The sequence below is a fragment of the Pseudomonas sp. AM8 genome (assembly GCF_036346475.1).
GTDB lineage: Bacteria > Pseudomonadota > Gammaproteobacteria > Pseudomonadales > Pseudomonadaceae > Aquipseudomonas > Aquipseudomonas marginalis.
Genome location: NZ_JAOTNX010000010.1, coordinates 36,055 through 55,026, shown reverse-complemented (window position 1 = coordinate 55,026; position 18,972 = coordinate 36,055). Strand labels below are relative to the sequence as shown.

Annotated in this window: 14 protein-coding genes and 1 pseudogene; all 15 read right to left on the bottom strand. The window is 62.9% G+C overall.

Going from position 1 to position 18,972, the window contains the following annotated elements; genetic code table 11:
* Positions 1 to 13 precede the first annotated feature (13 nt).
* Positions 14 to 1,735 (bottom strand): ShlB/FhaC/HecB family hemolysin secretion/activation protein, encoded by a 1,722-nt coding sequence (locus V3W40_RS22565; RefSeq protein ID WP_074848304.1) that lies wholly within the window; start codon positions 1,733 to 1,735, stop codon positions 14 to 16.
* A gap of 422 nt (positions 1,736 to 2,157) precedes the next feature.
* Positions 2,158 to 2,640 (bottom strand): poly-beta-1,6-N-acetyl-D-glucosamine biosynthesis protein PgaD, encoded by a 483-nt coding sequence (gene pgaD / locus V3W40_RS22560; RefSeq protein ID WP_027608082.1) that lies wholly within the window; start codon positions 2,638 to 2,640, stop codon positions 2,158 to 2,160.
* A gap of 2 nt (positions 2,641 to 2,642) precedes the next feature.
* Complete coding sequence (gene pgaC, locus V3W40_RS22555) at positions 2,643 to 3,983, bottom strand: poly-beta-1,6-N-acetyl-D-glucosamine synthase (RefSeq protein ID WP_027608081.1); 1,341 nt, start codon at positions 3,981 to 3,983, stop codon at positions 2,643 to 2,645.
* 2 nt (positions 3,984 to 3,985) lie between these two features.
* A complete protein-coding gene (gene pgaB / locus V3W40_RS22550; RefSeq protein WP_330215669.1) occupies positions 3,986 to 5,983 on the bottom strand; it encodes a poly-beta-1,6-N-acetyl-D-glucosamine N-deacetylase PgaB in 1,998 nt (665 codons plus the stop codon).
* A 12-nt stretch (positions 5,984 to 5,995) separates the two neighbouring features.
* A complete protein-coding gene (gene pgaA / locus V3W40_RS22545) occupies positions 5,996 to 8,476 on the bottom strand; it encodes a poly-beta-1,6 N-acetyl-D-glucosamine export porin PgaA (RefSeq protein ID WP_330215668.1) in 2,481 nt (826 codons plus the stop codon).
* A 300-nt stretch (positions 8,477 to 8,776) separates the two neighbouring features.
* Positions 8,777 to 10,273 (bottom strand): YdgA family protein, encoded by a 1,497-nt coding sequence (locus tag V3W40_RS22540; protein WP_330215667.1) that lies wholly within the window; start codon positions 10,271 to 10,273, stop codon positions 8,777 to 8,779.
* Between the two features lie 251 nt (positions 10,274 to 10,524).
* The gene (locus V3W40_RS22535; RefSeq protein ID WP_027608077.1) at positions 10,525 to 11,157 is read right to left on the bottom strand and encodes a hypothetical protein; all 633 of its coding nucleotides are present in this window, start codon (positions 11,155 to 11,157) and stop codon (positions 10,525 to 10,527) included.
* Between the two features lie 81 nt (positions 11,158 to 11,238).
* Complete coding sequence (locus V3W40_RS22530) at positions 11,239 to 12,681, bottom strand: efflux transporter outer membrane subunit (protein WP_330215666.1); 1,443 nt, start codon at positions 12,679 to 12,681, stop codon at positions 11,239 to 11,241.
* Complete coding sequence (locus V3W40_RS22525) at positions 12,678 to 13,568, bottom strand: efflux RND transporter periplasmic adaptor subunit (RefSeq protein WP_065941017.1); 891 nt, start codon at positions 13,566 to 13,568, stop codon at positions 12,678 to 12,680. Before V3W40_RS22525 ends, V3W40_RS22530 begins: the two co-directional genes overlap by 4 nt.
* Positions 13,565 to 13,774 carry a DUF1656 domain-containing protein gene (locus tag V3W40_RS22520; protein WP_012721577.1) on the bottom strand — a complete coding sequence of 70 codons (210 nt, stop codon included), beginning with the start codon at positions 13,772 to 13,774 and terminating at the stop codon, positions 13,565 to 13,567. The genes V3W40_RS22525 and V3W40_RS22520 overlap by 4 nt, the downstream gene beginning before the upstream one ends.
* On the bottom strand, positions 13,771 to 15,849 hold the full coding sequence (locus V3W40_RS22515; protein ID WP_330215665.1) for an FUSC family protein: 2,079 nt from the start codon (positions 15,847 to 15,849) through the stop codon (positions 13,771 to 13,773). Before V3W40_RS22515 ends, V3W40_RS22520 begins: the two co-directional genes overlap by 4 nt.
* On the bottom strand, positions 15,846 to 16,256 hold the full coding sequence (locus tag V3W40_RS22510; protein ID WP_065924681.1) for a MarR family winged helix-turn-helix transcriptional regulator: 411 nt from the start codon (positions 16,254 to 16,256) through the stop codon (positions 15,846 to 15,848). The genes V3W40_RS22515 and V3W40_RS22510 overlap by 4 nt, the downstream gene beginning before the upstream one ends.
* Positions 16,257 to 16,582: 326 nt before the next feature.
* Complete coding sequence (locus V3W40_RS22505) at positions 16,583 to 16,828, bottom strand: DUF2789 domain-containing protein (protein WP_330215738.1); 246 nt, start codon at positions 16,826 to 16,828, stop codon at positions 16,583 to 16,585.
* A 45-nt stretch (positions 16,829 to 16,873) separates the two neighbouring features.
* Positions 16,874 to 17,449, bottom strand: a pseudogene (gene cysC / locus V3W40_RS22500) (adenylyl-sulfate kinase); the annotation flags it as partial.
* Positions 17,433 to 18,947 carry a TolC family protein gene (locus tag V3W40_RS22495; protein ID WP_330215664.1) on the bottom strand — a complete coding sequence of 505 codons (1,515 nt, stop codon included), beginning with the start codon at positions 18,945 to 18,947 and terminating at the stop codon, positions 17,433 to 17,435. The pseudogene cysC and the gene V3W40_RS22495, both read right to left, overlap by 17 nt.
* Positions 18,948 to 18,972: the final 25 nt, after the last annotated feature.

Sequence of the window (18,972 nt, the reverse complement as noted above, 5' to 3'; positions counted from 1 at the left end):
CAGCGGTGTTGAATTACAGGAAGAAATCCAGGCGGAAATAAATCGGCGCTTCGCGCTCGGTCACGACGCCAGGCCTTTCCAGCGAATGGGCAAACGTCACGCTGGTGCTGACGTGCTTGCCACGGGCAAACAGCTCCAGGGAGTTACTCGATACCCGGCCGTGCTGGTCATCGTTGTAGCGATCGTTGCGAATCACGCCCTGGTCGTAGCCGACGCTGGCGCCGTACTCGGCGAAGGCCGGGCGCATCCAGTCGAGGGTCACCGGGCGCGCCCAACGCACTTCGTTGCGCCAGTAGCCGCCGCTGTCGCCGTTCAACTGCTGGTCCTTGAAACCCCGCACCGAGTACGAGCCGCCAAGACTCATGCGTTGCGGCGCGTACAGCACGTCTTCACTGCGCTGCCCGGTGGCCAGGCTGGAAAAACTCAATGACTCGCCCCACAGCGTGAACGGCTGCAGGTAGCTCAGGGTGGCGGTGTATTTGCGGTAGCGCGGCGTGGGCGTGAGGTTGCCGCGGATACGGGTCTGCTCATCCTTTTGCGCATCGAAGGCACCGATACCGTTTTGCATGCCCACATCAAGGTTGACGAACGCGCTGCCGATACGGCGCCCGTGGCTGATACCCACCTGGAATTCGCTGAGGCGGTTGCTGCTGACGCCCAGGCGTGTGTCGTTGATGTAGTTGTTGGTGCGCAAATGAGTGAGGCCGACATTGACCGACGTCTTGCTCACGTCATCGCGATGCACCACGCGCTCGGCGCGCAGCTGGTGATTCTGGCTGTCGCCCCATTGCTTGTATTTGAAGTCATCGACGCTGCCCGGCGTGCGGTAATCGCTTTCACTGTAGGTGTAACTGAAGTTCCACCAGCCCCACGGCACGTTGTAGTAGAGCATGCTGTTTTTCGAGGTTTTCTGGTGGTCGCTGATGGCATCGTGGCCGCCGCGCAGGATCAGTTGGTCGGCCAGGCCCAGCGGGCTGTCCCATTCCAGGCCAGCGCCCCACTGCTGTTCGCCGGTACTTTTCTGGCCGTCGTTGTTGCGCGACAGGCTGGCGCGCCAGGGTTTTTGCGGCTGGTTTTTGACCAGCACTTCGCTGCCGCCGATCTGGGTGCCGGGGGTCAGTTCCATTTGCGCCTGTTTGGACGGCAAGCGGCTCAGTTGATCCACCAGTTGCTCGACTTCGCGCAGGTTGAGGGCCTCGCCAACCTTGCCGGGAAACGCCATGGCCAGCTCGCGGTCGGTGACCGTGCTGCCCTGGGCGCCCTTCAGGCCTTCGAGTTTGCCTTCGACCACCAGCACTTGCAGGTGGCCGCTGGAAAGGTCCTGTTGCGGCAGGTAGGCCCGGCTGGTGACGCGGCCCTTGGCAATGTAGTAATCGGTGATGACCTTGAGCAGTTCATTGAGCTGCGTAACGCCCAGGCATTGGCCGATATAGGGTTTGAGCAGGCGGTTACGGTCGGCTGCGGAGAGGCTGTCGGCGCCCTTGAGTTCGATGTCCTGGATGGGGAAGCAGCGGGTGTCAGCAGGCTGTGCCGGGGCCTGTGGCTGATTGCTCTTGCCGGGCAGGTCCTGGAGCTCTTCCAGGCGCCGACGCTGCTCTTCGAGAAGCCGGTTCTGGCGGTCGCGGATAAGGTCCTGATCCCCCGGCGTAGGGGCGGCCAAGGCACTGTTGCCGCTCAAATAAGCAAGCAGCAAAGTGCATAGCAAATACCGAGTCCGTGGCAATAAAAAAGACATGTTCGGTCCGTCGAAAATCAGGGGCCGCGAAACTAACATCGAACTAGCAGTAACCCAAGAAACAGAGTCAGTTGCATGTCCGCGCTAGTTATTAACGCAACACATTGATTAATAACAATAAAAAATCATCAAAAAGATACACGGCCTGAAACTGGAAATATTATTCCGACAGGCGGCAGCTGTTCTGATAGCGATTCGTCGGAGAACTTATAAGTTGCCATTACTTGGCCATCAAGTTCTTGCCGAGATAAGTTAGTACCGAAAAAAGCAGATAAGTTCGCGGGAGTTTTGTGAATTGGATCCCAATAATCGGGATCGGCAGGGTAAGAGTCCCGATAGGGAGGTGTCAGCCAAGCATTCATTAGCTGATCGACCGCAATCGGGGGCAAGCCCCCTCCCACATTGGATTGTGGTTTACACCACTAGCTGGCGTCTTTGTTCTGAGACGCGCCAGGCACGAGGGTCAAGCCTGGTTTTTCCACGTCACGGGAGACGTGGGCTTTGACTTCCGACACGCCGCCGTCTTCGTCGTTGTGGATCACCAGTACGCCCGGGCGGCGCAGTTGCTCCAGGTCGCCCTCGGCGAGGCTGAAGCTCTCGCTCAGGTTCTTGTCGGTGAGGGCCTTGGCTTCAGCGCGGCGCTGGGCGAACTTGCGCCCCTTGCGTTGCTGGTAGCGTGCCCAGGTGACCAGGATCACCGCGTTGAACAGTGCGATCCACAGGTAGACCTGCAAAGTATTGAGCGCCGCGAAAATCGGCGCCTCGATACGCGGGCCGCCGTGGGTTTCAAGCATCGAAGTGATCCCGCGCGCCAGCAGCCAGACCAGTCCGGCCCAGGCCATCAAGGTCAGGATCACGTCGATGATCCACATCACGGTACTTTGGCGAGTTCTGACCAGTTTCATGCTCACGCCTCCTCTTCAACAGGTTTGATACCGCGATCCGGGCTGACCCAGCGCGCGCGCTTCTGGTGCTGGTTGAACAACACCTTGGGGAAACTGACCAGGGTGGTGAACAGGCTGACCAGCCAGAACACCATCGGGTACCACACGGTCCAGAACAGGGTTTTCCACAGGTCTTTCTCGTAGCGGCGGTCGATCAGGATGCTCACCGCGAATTGCACCAGGCACACCATCGCCAGCACCAGGCCGGTAAAGGCCGGCGGGACCAGGGAGTCCACCGTGATTGCCGGCGGCAGCACGATGAATTTGCCCAGGCCCCAGAAAATCACCGAGAGCAGGAAGGTGAAGGCCCAACCGGTGGACAGGCAGTATTCGAACAGCAGCGGCCACAGGTAGCGATGGCGCCATTGCCAGATGCCACGGATATTCTTGAACAGCACTTCGGCGCCGCCCTGGGCCCAGCGCAGGCGCTGTTTCCACAGGCCGCCGACGGTTTCGGGCATCAGGATCCAGCACAGCGCGCGCGGCTCGTAGAAGATGCTCCAGTGATCGAGCTGCAGCTTCCAACTGACATCGATGTCCTCGGTGATCATGTCGGTGCTCCAGTAGTCGATGCGGTCCAGCGCCTTTTTACGGAACGCCACCACCACACCCGACACCGTGAAGATCCGCCCGAACACGCGCTGGGTGCGCTTGATCAAGCCGATGATCGAGGAGAATTCGCCCACCTGCACGCGGCCGATCAAGGTCGAGCGTGTGCGGATGCGTGGGTTGCCGGTCACGGCGCCCAGGCGCGGGTTGTCGAGCATCGGCGCGACCATGTAGGCCGCCGCGTTTTTATCCAGCAGCGCATCGCCGTCGATGCACACCAGGTATTCGCTGCGCGAGGCCACCGCGCCCATGCGCAAGGCCACGGCCTTGCCCTGGTTCTGCGCCAGGTGCAGCACCCGCAGGCGCGGATGTTCCAGCGCCAGGGCGTCGAGGACGGCGGCGGTGTTGTCCTTGGAGCCGTCGTTGACCGCGATCACTTCGATGTTCGGGTACAGCTGGCCCAGCGCCGCATGAATGGTGTCGGCGGCGTTATCGCCCTCGTTGTAGCAAGGGATGATGATCGAGATCAGCGGGTTGCCGGCCAGGGTCGGTGCCGGAGTGTCTTCCTCCCAGGGCCAGTGGCGCTCCCAATGCAGCCAGAAGTACAAGCCACCGGCGATCCACAGCGCCGACATGAACAGCGGGTAGAAAAACACGAAGTCCATCAGGAACTGCCCGGTGACCAGGAAGATCAGGCCCAGGGGCACGCCTAATACCAGTGCCAGCACGAATAACGCCAGGATTCTGTCGAACATGGTCAAGGATTCCATTGGTTGGAAAGGGCCGGACGCACAGTCTTCAGGTCCGGGGAATTTTCCAGGAAGTTGTCCGGGTAGTAGCCAAAACTCGTGACACCCTGGCGCTTGAGCACACCCATCCATTCAGCCATCTGCACAGCGTCGATATCCGGCGCGGCCTTGGTGCGCCAGTCTTTGGCCTGCAGTTCGAATACCGTGCGCTCCATCGCGCCAGGACGCACCTTGACCGTCGCCACCAGCTTCTCCAGCCAGGCATTGGAGGTCTTGTACTCCTGGCCTTCCATCAGCGGCATGGCCATCGGCGCGGTCCAGTCATAGGTCTGGAGGAAATCATCGAGGTTCTGGGCGAACCAGGCCTCGCTCGCCGGGTTGAGCATCGGCTCGGCGAAGATATTGCGCGCGGTCTGCACCTGCGGCCCACCGATGGCGTGGACCTTGGCGGTCAGCTCTTTGGTGAAGTCGATCAGGTAGCGGCTCTTGAAGCGCGTCCAGCGCTGCATCACGGCCGGGTCGGCGCGCAGGGCCTGGATGCTGCCCGGCAGGCCGTTGGCGGCATAGGCCTTGAGCGCGGCGGGGCTGGCGTCTTCGAAGTCAGAGAGCACTGCGTCGTCGTGGTACAGCACGCCGTCGATGGCATTGTTGCGCGCCAGGTCTTCATAGATCTCGCCAATGATCCTGCGCACCTGCGGGTCGAACGGCGACAGGCGTTTATATTGGTCCGGGTCGGTGCCGACCTGACCGGTTTCCGGGTCCCAGCGCGTCACGCGGGGCAGCTTGGGATCGAGGGCAAAACTCAACACCGGCATCCACGCGTACACGGCGGCATGGGCACGGGTGTGCAACTGCCAGGAGACGCGGTTGAACAGGTCGGCGCGCACCGGCAAGTGACGGTTGGGGAAGTACAGTTCGTGCACCAGGCCATCCCCCTTGGGGTCGGCAAAGGCTTGCAGGAACACCGTACCGGCGCCCATGTCCACCACGCGCTGCACCAGTTGGTCGAGGTTGCGCGCCTGCTGGGCCGGGTCCGGGTCGTAGACGTTGTCCAGGTCCACATGCAGCACCCGCAGCGGTGCCGGGGTTTGCACGGCGACGATGCTGTTGGCGAAATGCTCGCCGTCCGGGTCGGAGGCCACCAGGAAGCGCGGGCTGTTCATCAGGTCACTGGAGCTGTCGAGGCCGTCTTCCAGGGTCAGGGCCATCTGGTAGCCCTGCTCGCCGACGATCGCCAGCGAGGTGCCCTTGGCGGCGCCGTACGGCCACACCCATACCCGTGGTTTCTTGCCGGTCACGGTTTGGATCTTGTTGGAGATCGCCGCGACATCCGCACGCAGCCGCGCATCGAACTGCGCCTGGGTTTCATAGCGACCCGTGGCCGGGTCATAGCGCAGCGAGGTCGCCGCCGGCTCGAGGTTGCCCTGGGGGTTGGCCAGGATCCCGGTGTGGCTGGCGTCGGTGTGCGCGGCGATTTCCACCAGGCCCGATTGCGACACTTCGCGGATCTGCTGCCAGGTAAGGAACTCGCCGCGCGGCCGTGGCGAGCCGGCGAAGTCCACCGGTTTGTTCATCGGCGTGTCGATCCAGTAGCCCACCGGCGCCAGCAAGGCCGGCCAGCGATAGGCGCGCAGGATCGGCATCACGCGGGTATAGAAGCTCGAATAGCCGTCATCGAAGCTGAGCATGATGGCTTTGGGCGGCAACGCGGGGCCGCCACGGCGGGCGGCCAGGATCTGGTCAACGCTGACCGCCTGATAGCCGTTCTCCCGCAGCCAGGCCAACTGTTCGATCAATCGCTCGGTGCGCACCGCCACCACGGCCTGGTCAGGATCGCGGTCCGACACGTCATGGTAGGCAATGCCCAGGAAGTGGTTTTTCGGCCACGCCGCTTCGTTGGGCGGTGTCGGCCGCTCGGCGGGGGGAGTGAAAGGTGCGGGTTGCTGGGCGCAGGCACTGGCCAGCAATACGCCCAGAACCAACAAGCAACGGCTGAGGAAGGTCATGGTCAGGCTCTTTTAGAAACGGTAAGTGAGGTCGACGAGCAGACGCAGATCGCGTTCGCGATCCCCGTCATAAGGTCGGCTGATCAGGCTCAGGTTGGCGCCGGCGTCCAGCACGTCATTCCAGCGAAAGCGTTGGCCATAGCCCACCAGACCGATGCCACCGGTGGAATAATCCCGCTGGCTATAGGTACCCGCACCGACCTGGAACTGCTGACTCCACTGGGTCTCGTAGCGGTGATAGAGCACATGGTTGATGTTGAGGACGGGCAACACGGTAAAGTCCGACTTCGGGTTGAAGTACACCGTGTCTTCCTTGCTGTTGCGGCTGGCGCCGACTTCCAGGCCCAGGTCCACCTGCACTTTCGGCGAGCTGTAAAGGCCTTCGCGGCCGCTGAGCAAGGCTTCGAAGCGGTCGTTGCCATCGCTGAAATGGGAGGGGCTGAGGGTCAGTTTCCATTCGCGGCTTTCGTTGGCGCGCCAGCGGATAAAGCCGCTGCCACCGTTGGCCGTGACGCCGTCATTCAAGGCCCGCAGCGGCGTGGTGCTCAGGAGGTAGCCGAGGCTGCCGCCGTATTGCCAATTGTCGTTGATGTCGCGGGCAATCGACACCGCGGCGCCTTGTTTGGAACCATCGCCGTAGGAATGGTTGGAGACCTCGGCTTCAATGGTCATGTCGCGGGTACGCCGCTCCACGCCCACGACCTGCCAGCGATGCTGGCCCGTGCCTTCGCTGAAGTCGGCCTTGGCATACCCGGCGCCGGCGAATACACGCCAGTCTTCGTCGATGGGCGGCGTGTAGATCCGACTCTCAATGCCCCAGTCGCGGCTACCCGCGACGGCGCCCGCGTCACTGTCATTGCCCCCGCCAAAACTTTTACCGGTATAGGCCTCGACCCGCAGCTCGGCCATGTCATGCACGTCGCGCAGGCGGCTCAGGCGCTGCACCTGGCGATTGTCCGGGTTGCGGGCGAGCACATCGTCGGTGAGCACGTCGAGCTGGCGCCACTCCTGCAGGTCCATGGCGGTGTAGGCCTGGCTCACTTCCAGGCCCATATCCCGTGGGGCCTGGGCTTCGGTTTCCTTCAGGATGCCTTCGGCACGCCGTGGCAGGTCGCGGGCGCGGTACATGTCAGCCTGGGCCAGGCGCAGGCCGACGTTGCCCGGGGCTTTCGCCACCAGCGCTTCGAGGCCGGCTTCGCTGCCCGGCAGGTCGCCGCCGTAGACGCCGGCCTGGGCCGACAGTTGCTGGGCGTCCATCCACGCGTCGTTGGGGTTGCCGATGGGCAAGCCCTTGAGCTCGACCCGCGGGTTCTGGCTGTTGGCGAGGCCCTTGGCGACCTCGTTGGCGTCCTCCGCTTTATCGCTTTCCTGCAAGGCGTAGAACAGCGCAGTGGTGTCTTCGACCCGATCATCGGGCTCGGCGTCGGTGGCGCTCAGGGCCTGGCGATACAGCGGCTCGGCTTTTTCCGGCTGGCGCTGGTCCAGGTAGGCTGCGGCCACCCAACGCACGGCGTAGGTCGGCAGTTGCACGCCTTCGGCCTTAAGCGTCTCGTATTCGCGGATCACCTCGGCGGTACGCGCCCGAGCCTTGAGTGCACCGAGACGGTCGATGCGCCAGCGCACCACGTCGTCATGGGCGCTGGCGTCCGGGGTCCAGCGGGCGAGCAGTTTGTCGTAATCGGCCAGGGCTCGGTCGGCAATCACGTAGCGTTCTTTTTCGCTGCGGGTGGCGAACTCGGCCATGCGCACACGCTCGGCAGCGAGGTCGCCTTCCAGGCGGCGCTGGGTCACCGGGTCCAGCAGGCCAGGACGCTGGGCCGACAGGCGCAACGCGGCTTCCGGCAGGCGGGCCTTTTGCAGGGCGACGATGTATTCGCGGGCGACGTCAGGCTTGTCGCCCGCGCGGATAAACGCCTGGTCGAACTCAAACAGCGCATCGTAGTTGAGGCCGGCGCGGGTCAGTGCGTAGCCCAGGGCCATGCGGCGGTTAGGATCATCGGGCTTGGCGGCCACCAGCGCGCGGGTGCGTTGCACGGCTTCGTTGGCCTTGCCGCCGTCGGCCTGGGTCAGGGCCAAGCCCAGTTGCAGATCGACATTATTCGGCTCACGCAGCAACGCCTGGCGATAGACAGCCTCAGCCTGGGCCCATTGCCGCTGGTTACGATACGTACGCGCGACGGTGGCGAGCGCCTGGGTGCTGAGGTTGCGATGTTTACCCTGGGCCTCGTACACCTTCAGCACTTCGGCGTCCTGGCCGGCCCAACCGGCGATCACCACATGATCGCTGACCTGGCCTGGCGTCTGGCGTTCGGCAGACAGCTGGCGCAATTGGGTCAGGGCGGGGGTGAAGTTGCCGTTGCGCGCCTGAATAATCAGTGCGTCATAGGCCGGATCGGCCATGGCGAAGGCGGGCATCAGTAATTGGCTGCATAAGGCTGCCCCGACGAGCAGTCGCAACCGGCCTGATGCACTGAGTGGTAGGTTTCGCAACATATCGTGAGCTTCCTTACACACGGAAAGCTGTAACGATAGGTGGTCCTGAGCGAATTGCCGCAGGGTGCCGGCGTCCAATGACCCGGCCTAGCTTTCCTGTGTGAACTATCTCTTAGGAAAGTAGGAAAAAGACCAATCCAAAACAATTGTTCAGAATTGCGCAGCCTATCTGAAATGTGAATGTGGGAGCGGACTTGCCTGCGATAACGGGGTACCAGCCGGCACGTGCGCCGACTGTTTGACCCTTATCGCGGGCACTCCCGCTCCCACATTATTTATTTCCGGGTGATGGCGAAATCTTTACTGTGCGCCGCTGACCGCGCCGACCTTGGCCATCACAAAACCAATGAATTGCTCGACGGTCATCTTCTGGCCGTTGAAGGTCACTTCATTGTTGGCGTAGTGCAACTTGGACACCACGTCGCTGCCGACCAGGGTCGCCAACTGAGTACCGACCGCCATGCCGCTGACCATCTCAGCGGCCATTTGGGACTGCTGCTCGATGGCTTTCGCGTCGCTCACGCCACTGAGTTGCGCTTGCAGGGCGGCAACGTCACCGATCATCGGCTTGGACAAGGTCAGGTTGGCATCCAGCAATGCAATCATCTGCTTGCCCAGCTCAACCGGCGGCAGCTCCATGGACGCTGGCTTGGCCAGGTCCACCAGCAGGTTGAACTTGCTTTCGCCATGGGTGGTTTTCAGGGACAGGTTTTCCACGGCGATCTGCGGCTTGGCGGCCAATACCTGGTTGACGTTCGCTTCGGCCAGGGCCTGCTCGGCTTCGGTCAGTTGCAGCTCAGGTGCGGGCTGGCCCGCTGCGGCAGCGGCTTGCACCGGCTGCATCTTGTCCTGGTACAGCTTGGTCAACACCAGCATGGCCGGGATGTCGACGTTCTTCATGCTCAGGGCCATGGCCGCCGAACCCACGGGTTTGCCCTGGTAACCGATCTCGTCGATCTTGTAGTCGACACGGCCGGCCAGGTTGTTGTCCTTGGTTTCGCTGGAGTCTTTCTGCTCGAAGCCTTTGACCGTCAGCACGGCTTTCTGCGGGCCGAAGGTGAACGTGCTGTCGGTCAGCTCAACGGTGTTTTGCCCGGTGTAGAAGCCAAAGGTGGATTTTTCCAGGTTGCTGGCGATGGTCAGGCCAGCCAGTTCGGCCTCGAAGGCGTCGCCCTTGGCATCTACCGCTGCGATCTTGAGGCTGTTCATGAAGCCGTCGGCCTTGACCTTCTGGCCTTCGGCGGTGCTGTCGAAATTCAGGTTGGCGCCGGAGAAGTTCACCGAAGACGTGTCGTCCTTGAACGTCAGGGGCAGCAATTCGATGTTGCCGTTGACCGAGCGGCTGTAGCCGATATTGGCCACGCCCTTGAGCGGCGACACGTCTTTGGCGGCGGCGAACCACTTCTCGGTGGTGGGGTTTTTTTCCAGTTCGTAGTGACTGGTGGCCATGACCGGCAGCCATTTGAGCGTCACCAGGCGCGAGAACGGCAGCGGTCCGTGTTCGATATGGTCGACGAAGAGCAATTCGGGATTGGGGTTTTCTTCGCCGAACACCGAGCCTTGGCCTTTCAGGCGGTAGTGCGCGGTGCTGCTGAACACGCCACGCTCCAGGGACACCAGCTCCAGGGCCACGGTGCCATCGACGCCGGCCATGGAGGTCTGCAGTTCCTTGTTGGCGTTCTGGATCGCGGTTTGCAGCACCGGTTCCAGTTGTTTACCGGTGTACCAGGCGCCGCCTGCACTGACGACGCCTACGGCGACAACTAAACCCAAAAGAACGACTGCTGGCTTATTCATGAAGTGACCTGATCAAATCCTGTGAGAAGTGGGCTGTCTTCCTTGAACCCTGTTGGGGTTGGCTCAAGCCCGCCGAAAAATCCGGGAGAGGTTAGCATAGGCTCCGTAGCAGCGGTCGAGCGCAGCGAGGCCGCGTTCGACTGCGAAGCAGTCGTAAAACCACGCACCTTGGCTTATCAAAAACCGTGCGTGCTGGTTTTACGAGGACTTCGTCCTCGAACGCGGCCTCGTTCTACTCGACCACTGCTACGTCAGGAATACTCCAATTCGATCTCGTCGAGCTGGTGGTCAAAACTCTTCAGGCGTGCGGTCCAGGTGTACACCAGCACCTCAAACTCGCGGTGTATCACCGCATTGCCGGGCGTGTCGGACTTGGGGTCGCAGAAGTCCAGTTGGTAGCGCTCACGGGCCATCTGCGTGGCAACGTCGGACAATTCCCGCGCATTATTCAGCCAATGCCGGCCATCGGCGACCTGCCGATCGAGGGCCACACACTGTTTTTTCAGGACTTCGAGGCTTTTTTCCAGGGGCGTGCCGGTAAGGTCGCCCATGACTTCCTGGAAGGTGCGCCCCGGCTGCCAATAGCTGCCCCAGAAATAGCGGTCGAACACGGTTTCGACTCGACGCAGGGCGACCTTGGTGTCCCAGATCGCTACGCGGGTCTTGCCTTGCTCGAGGAGTTTTTTCTTCACGCGTTGGTTCTGGTAGGACGCCCAGGCCACCACGCCGATGGACAGGGAGCCGATCACCAGGCAGGCGCTGTCGAGAAACACCATGGCCTTGTCGAGTTGATGGGCGAGCATGACGCCGTAGAAATACGCGGCCGATAACAACACCAGTGCGAAGAGCACGCACCAGAAAGCGGGAGCATAAGGGTTTTTCATTATTGGAATCCCCATGAGCAAACGCGAGCAGTGTCAGGCGAGTCGTCACGGCGACCCGCCTGTCCAAGCATAGCTATTCGCTCAGGGTTTGCCGGGCTGTGACGCTTGCGTTCGTCCGCTTTCCCAGCCGCCGCCCAGGGCCAGGAACAGATCGATCTGGCTCATGGCAACCTGGGTATTCGCCGCCGCCAGTTGCGCGCGCATCGCGGTGTAGGTGCGGGTGGCTTGCAGGTCGGCGAGGAACGATTCGCGGCCGGCCTGGAAGAAGCGGTGGGTTTGGTCCGCCGCCTCTTGGGCCGAGCGCTCGGCGTCCGCCAGCGCCTCGCGCCGTTGCAGCACGGCGGTGTATTGCGCCAGGCCGGTCTGGGTTTCGCGGATGGCGTTGAGGACCACCCCGTCGAAATGCGCCAAGGCGCCCTGGGTCGCGGCTTCGGCCTCGTGGATACGTGCACGGGCGCCGTTGGTCGGCACCGTCCAACTGATCATCGGGCCGAAGCCCCAGCGGTTGGTCGCGGGCTGGCCGAGGTTGTCGAGCAGGCCCACGGTGCCCACCGTGGCGCCGATGGCGATGTCCGGGTACAAGGCGCCGGTGGCCACGCCGATACGCGCAGTGGCGGCGGCCAGTTGGCGCTCGGCCTGGCGCACGTCGGGGCGACGCTTGAGCAGTGCCGCACCATCGCCCACCGGCAACAATTGAGCGATATGCGGCAGTTCGGCACAGCTGCCGGTGCCCGCCGGCAGTTGGTCCACTGGCTTGGCCAGCAGCATCGACAGGCGGAACAGCCCGGCCTGGCGCGCCGCTTCGTAGCGCGGCATGTCGGCGCGCAGGGATTTGTATTGGGTTTGCGAGCGGGTGACCTGGGTTTCATCGCCACGGCCCGCGTCACGCAGGCGTTGGGTCAGTTTGGTGCTCTGGGCTTGCAGGTCGAGGGACTCGTTGGCAATCGCCAGTTCTTCGTTGGCGGCGCAGACCTGGGTGTAGGAGCGCACCACATCGGCCACCAGGGTGATGCGTGCGGTATCAGCGGCAGCCTGGGCCGCATCGGCGCTGGCCTGGGCGCTTTCGATGCCACGTTGCAAGGTGCCGAACAGGTCGAATTGATACGAGGTGGTAATGCCGACGCTGCCGATGTTATCCACCGGCACTTTGTCCGCCTGCAAAAACGCTTCGCCGGATTCCTGCAGCCGTTGCACCTCGGCCTTGGCGCCGGCACTCCAGCCGCCGGCGGATTCAGCCTGTTGGGTCTGATAACGGGCGCGCTGCAGGTTGGCTGCGGCCACCCGCAGGTCGGTGTTGGAGGCCATGGCCTGGCGTACCAGCTCGTCCAGGCGCGGGTCTTTGTACAGCTTCCACCAGTCGGCCGGCACCGGCGCCGACACCACGTCGCTGCCCTTGCCCGCCAGTTGCCCTTGCAGGTCAGCGCGGTTGACGGCAGACGTTTGCGGCAGCTTGTAATCCGGCCCCACCACTTGGCAGGCCGACAGCAACAACCCCAGCGCAGCGGTTGCCCACAACTGCTTCATGGCTTGGCTCCCTCATTGGGTTTGTCGCCAATGATCGACACCGTGGCGGTACGCCCGGCGATCATGCGGAAGTCCGCCGGGACATCGTCAAAGGCAATACGCACCGGAATCCGCTGGGCCAGACGCACCCAGCTGAACGCCGGGTTGACGTTGGGCAGCAGGTTCGAGCCGCTGCTGCGGTCGCGGTCTTCGATACCGGCGACGATGCTCTGCACATGCCCGTGCAGGCGGGCGTTGTCGCCGATCACACGGATGTCCACGCCCATGCCGACGTGGATGCCGTCGAGCTTGGTCTCTTCGAAGTAGCCGTCGATATGAAAGGAATTGCTGTCCACCACCGACAGCACCGGCCGCCCGGCGGTGACGAACTCCTGGGTACGCGGTGCGCGGTCGTTGACGTAGCCGTCCACCGGGCTGCGGATCACCGAGCGGTCGAGGTTGAGTTGGGCCGAATCCACCGTCACTTGCGCTTCGGCCAGGGCCGATTGGGCGCGGGCAACGCGGGACTGGCTTTCTTCCAGCTGCTCGCTGGGCACCAGGTTGCCGAGGCCACGGTTACGCTTGTACTCGCGACTTGCCTGGGCCAGGGTTTCCTGGCGGTCGGCCACGGCGGCCTGGGCCTGGCGCAGGGCCAGCTTGAAGCGGTCCTGGTCGACGGCAAACAGTACCTGGCCCTTGGTCACCAGCTGGTTGTCGTGCACATCGACGCGCTGGATCAGCCCGGACACGTCCGGCGCGATCTGCACGATGTCGGCACGGATGTGACCGTCACGGGTCCAGGGCGCAAACATGTAGTACATGACCATGCGCCACACAACGACGACCGCGAAGCTCACGATCAACAACGTCAGGACTACACGGCCGATGGTCAAAAAAGGTTTTTTCATGTCATCAGGTATCGACTGAGTGAGTCCACCGCGCCCAGCAACAGCGCGTAGAGCCCCACATTGAACAATGCCCGGTGCCAGACCAGGCGATAGAAGTGGACGCGGGTCAACAGCCCGTGCACCACCAGGAACAACACGTACGTAATGCCCATCAGCACCAGCAGCGTGGGCAGGAACACCCCGCTGATATCCAGATCACCGATCATAAAGGCGCTCCATCGGGTAGCGGCGCTTCCATCTCCGTGCCGCCAATGAATTCCACTCCCGGCAACAACGCCAGGCGCAGGCCGGCCAGCGCGTGCAGCAGGTGCAGGCGGGTGTCGTCTTCGTCTTGCAGGCCCTGGCCGTTGAGGGCGCGGCGTGTGCGGTCGAGGGTCATCAGCAGACCGCTGGGCGCGGGCAAGCGTTCACCCGCCTTGAGGCAGGCCTTGAAGTAACCGCCCACGCCTTCCACCACCTGGTTGAGCAGCACCCGCGGCACGCCGAGGATGCGCGGCGAATAGGCCAGCAGGTCGAGCAGGTTGAGCGCCACGCGCAGGTCGCGCAGGGCGATGCCGGTGTCCTGGCCGATCATCGCCAGGCGTGGCAGGTGCTGCATCAGGCGGTCAAGCATTTGCACGGCCAGGTAGCGGTGTTCGTTCAGGGTGGCGGGCTCGGTCAGGCCGACGATGTCGCGCCAGCTGAAACGGGTCAGGCGCTTGGCCGCCAGTTCGGCGCCGAAGGGCCGCGCGATCAACGTCCACACAAAGGCGAACAACAGGCCCACGGGCCCGGCCAGGTTGACGTTGGCGAAGTTGAGGAAGTCCGCGTCGTAGGCGCCCTGGATGCTGATGAACGACGAGGTGTTCACCAGCGTCAGCAGCATGCCCAGGTAAAAACGCGGCTGCACGGTCAGCGTGCCGATGCAGATGAACGGCACCGCGAACGCCAGTACCAGCATCGGGAAATCGTGCAGGTTGGGCAGTACCAGGAACAGGTAGAGGCTGGCGAACAGCACCGACATGGCGGTCCAGAAAAAGAACCGATAGATCTGCGGCGCCGGGTCGTCCATAGAAGCGAAAAAACTGCAAGCCACGGCTGCCAGGATCACCGCGCTGCCGCCATCGGTCCAGCCCAGCAGGATCCACAGCACCGACGCGACGATGATCGCGGTGACGGTGGAAAACGCCGAATAAAGCATCAGGCCATGGTCGAGGAACGGCGTGAGCCGGCCCAGGCGCCAGTGACGGTACACGGCGCGCCAGGTGTCCTGGCTTTCGCACTGGATGGCGGCTTGCAGGCTTCGGCAGTCCTGCCACAGGTCGATCCACTCGCCCAGGCGGTAGAGGGCGTTGGAGAACAGCAGTGTGTGGCGCTCGTCCAGCGCTTCGCCTTGGGGTTGCAGGGCGTCGACCTGTTCACGCAGGGCGCGCCAGCGTTCCAGCGGTGCGCTTTCGGTGGTGTTTTCCAGCCACTGCCGGGTGGCTTCCAGCAGCGACGTCAACTGCTCGAGAAACTGCGGCGCACGCTGTTCGACGGCATACAGCGCATCGTCGAGTTCCTCCACCAACGGCAGCAGGTGGATCATGCGCCCGCGCAATTCCTTGGTATTGCGCACCGTCTGCGGCCGCGCGCCTTCGTGGGGCAACTGGCCGATCATCAATTCAAGGGTATTGAAGGTGGCGACCATGCCGCCGCGCAGGGCGCTGACTTCTTCCGGCTGCACATTGCGGGAAAGAAAACGCTGGCTGTAGACCTGGGCGTCGCTGAACCACTTGGCCACCGCGCCATCGAACACCGGCATCAGCCGCCGCGGCCAGAACATGGCGCCCACCACCGCCGCGACCGCAATGCCGAGGAAGATTTCCTCGGTCCGCGCCTCGGCCACATCCCACACCGCCAGCGGGTTATCCACCACCGGCAGGGCGATCAGCGGCAAGGTGTAGCCGGCGAGCATCAAGGCATAGTTGTTGGCGGTGCGCAGGTGCATGGAGAGGAACAGCAAGGTGCCCGTCCACAGTGCGATCACCACCACCAGGATGTACGGCGACTGCACGAACATCGGCACAAAAAACACCGCCGCCGCCGCCCCCATCAAGGTGCCGATGGCGCGGTACAACGCCTTGGAACTGGTAGGGCCGACAAACGGGCTGGAGACGATATACACCGTGGCCATCGCCCAGTACGGACGCGGCATTTGCATCAGCATGGCGATATACAACGCGATCATCGACGCGGCGAAGGTGCGAACCCCATAGAACCAGTCACGGGCGGGCGGAAAGCCGGTAAAAAATCCGTTCAAAGCGTCGCCGCCTCAAAGGCCCGCAGTACACGCAGTGCCGCTTCCATGTCGGCGGTCGCAATGTCCGCCAGCACTTCGCGGCGCAGGCGCACCAGTTGCACCTCCACCGCCTGCACCAACTCGCGACCGCGCTCGGTCAGGCTCAGGGCCTTGGCGCGGCGGTCGTGGATGTCTTCGCTACGGCACACATAGCCGTCATGGCACAGCCGGTCGAGCAGGCGCACCAGCGAAGGACTTTCCATCCCGGAGGCCTGGGCTACTTTGACCTGATGCACTCCGTCGCCCAGGCGACCGATCATCAACAACGGCACAGCGCAGGCTTCGGAGATGCCATAGCTCACCAGCGTGCTCTGGCAGATTTTGCGCCAGTTACGGGCGCCCACCACCATGCTGCTGCTGAGGTTCATCTGGAGGTGTTCGAGGGATTGAGGCACTGGATAGTTCGCATACAGTTAGTTTGCTAACTATCAATATGGTGGAAGGATCGGATTGCGTCAAGTTTTGAAACAATTTAGCGGATGGGTGGAACGATTCAGTGGCCACACCGCAGGACGAATGTGGGAGGGGGCTTGCCCTGATGCCAGTCAGTTAAGCCTACATCGCCTCCTGTAGGAGCGAGCTTGCTCGCGAAAAACGTCAACGATAACGCGTGCTTCCTGAATGAACGCGGCGCCTAGATTTTTTTACTGCTCACCTTTTTTCTTTACAAAAACACAATTTCCAAAAGATTTTTTTACACCCCTCGCCCACCCCGCAACATCAGATTCAACTCATCCACCACTTCCGCCCAATCCGCATCGTCCAAAATTTCCTCGCGCAAAAACGCTTTCTGGCTGTCTGTCCAAAAAAACGCATCTGCCAATTTCAGATCCGGCTTGAGTGGCGAGTGGACCGCCACAAACTGATCAATACTGACCGGGTCATCCGGCAGCCCAAGCTGTTTGAACAGTGACGGCAAGCTGTGCACAGGCGATTGCATGGCGGGCTCCTGAGAAGACGATTGCACAGAGTCTAGTTCAGGCGCCAGCCAGGCCAGCAACCGCTCGACGCCCTGCTGTGCCGACAGCACGCCGGTATCCAGTACCAGCGCAGCGTGGGGCGGTGGCTCGTAGGGCGAACCAATGCCGGTAAACCCCGGTAGCTCGCCCCTGCGTGCGCGGGCGTAATGACCTTTGGGGTCGCGCCGCTCACAAACCGCCAGCGAGGCACTGCACCACACTTCCCGATAGTCGGCCCCCAGGCGCTCGGCGAAGACCTCGCGCAACTGCACCAGGGGCGCAATCATCGCCAGGATCACGATCTGCCCGTGGTCCACCAGCAGCGCCGCCAGTTCGCTGGCGCGGCGGATGTTTTCCAGGCGGTCGCTGTCGGCAAAGCCCAAGTCTTTGTTGAGCCCGACGCGCAAGGCATCGCCGTCGAGCACGATGCTCTGGCGGCCGTGTTCGAAGAACGCGGCCTGGAGGCCCTGGGCCAGGGTCGACTTGCCCGAGGCGGGCAAGCCGGTGAGCAGGATCGCCACACCGCGATGGCCGTTGCGCGCCTCGCGTTGACGGCGGGTGATGCTCGCCGTCGGCGCCACCAGGTTATTGGGCGACGGCACGCGGCACCGGTGCGGTGATGTTGCCGGCAGCCCAGGCCGATTCACGGCTGGCCAGGGCAGTGGCGATGCTTTGCACGCGGTCGGAGTCCAGTTGCTCCGGCAGCGGGTCGAGCCCGGCGCTGGCGAAGATCTGGCCGTAGGCGTTGCGCAGGTCAGCGTAGGCCAGGTCGCGGCGCAGGTCGGCTTGCAGGGTGTTGAGCTCGCCCTGGATCAGGTCGAGTTCGCCCAGGCCCGCCGCCTCGTGACGATTGCGCAGTTGGGTGAGGATTTGCCCGTCGATATTGGCCAGTTGTTCGTTGGTCTTGAACTGGCGCACGGCATCCTGGAAGTTGGCATTGGCCACATACACCTGCGCCAATACCGCGATGGACATGGCCTGGCGCCGGGCGGTGGCGACTTCTTCACCGGCCTTGGCGACGTCGATGGCGGCCGGGGCGGAGATCACGTTGAACAGGTTCCAGGTGATCTTGGCGCCGTAGTCAGCCCAGCGGTTGTCCACCAGGAACGAGTTGCTGTCGTAGTGGCCGCCGGCGGAGAACTCCAGGCCGGGCAGCAGGCGCAGCATGGCTTTGCGGGTTTCGGCGGCGCTGATGCGGGTCTGGTAGTCCTGCTCGCGCAGCTCAGGCCGATTGGCCAGGGCTTCCTGTTCCAGGCTGGCGAGGTTGACCTTCAATTGCGGCACGCTGTAGTCGTCCGGCGTGGCCAGCTTGAGGTCGGTACCCATCGGCAGGTTGATCAAGGTCGCCAGTTCGGTCTTGGCCAGGGACAAGGCACGGCGCTGCTCCTGCAACTGGCGCGTGGCTTCGATCAGCGAGCGCTGGTAGCCAAGGGCCTGGACCGGGTCGCCGATGCGTTGTTCGCTCATGCTCTGGCTGTCGGTCTGGGCCTGGTCGACCCGCGCCATCAGGCTGTCGATCTGGCCGAGCAAGCGTTCGGCCGCCACGGCGCGCCAGTAGGCCGAGCGCACGTCCTGAACGATGGTGTTGATCACCTTGCGGCGGCGTTCCTGGATGATCAGGCGCTGGTCGCCTTGCTGTTTGGCACTGATGTAGCTGACGCCGAAGTCGAGCACGTTCCACACCATGGTCAGGTCCGCCACACGGCGGTCGCGGTCCTGGGAGGTCGACGGTTCCAGGGACTGGGTGCCGGTGAGCACGCTCTGGCTGCTGGAGGCGTTGGTGTTGTTGCGCCCGGCATAGCCGGCGGACAGCGCCATGCGCGGCAACATGTCAAAGCTGGACAGGTCCGACTGTCGCTTGGCCAAGGCTTCTTCCATTACTTTCAAACGGCCTTCGAGGTTGTATTTCACCGCGCGGGCCATGGCCTGGTGCAAGGTAAGCGGGCCGCTGAGGGGTTCCTGCCCCGTGTACATACCGTGCAGATCATTGCGGGCACGTTGCTCGCTGACACTGCGTTCAATCGGCTCACTGGTGACCGCGCAACCGCTGATCGCCAGCACCAGCATGCTGGCGCCGAACAACTTATGACGTGTATTCATCCTTGTACTGCCCCTGTTCCTGCGC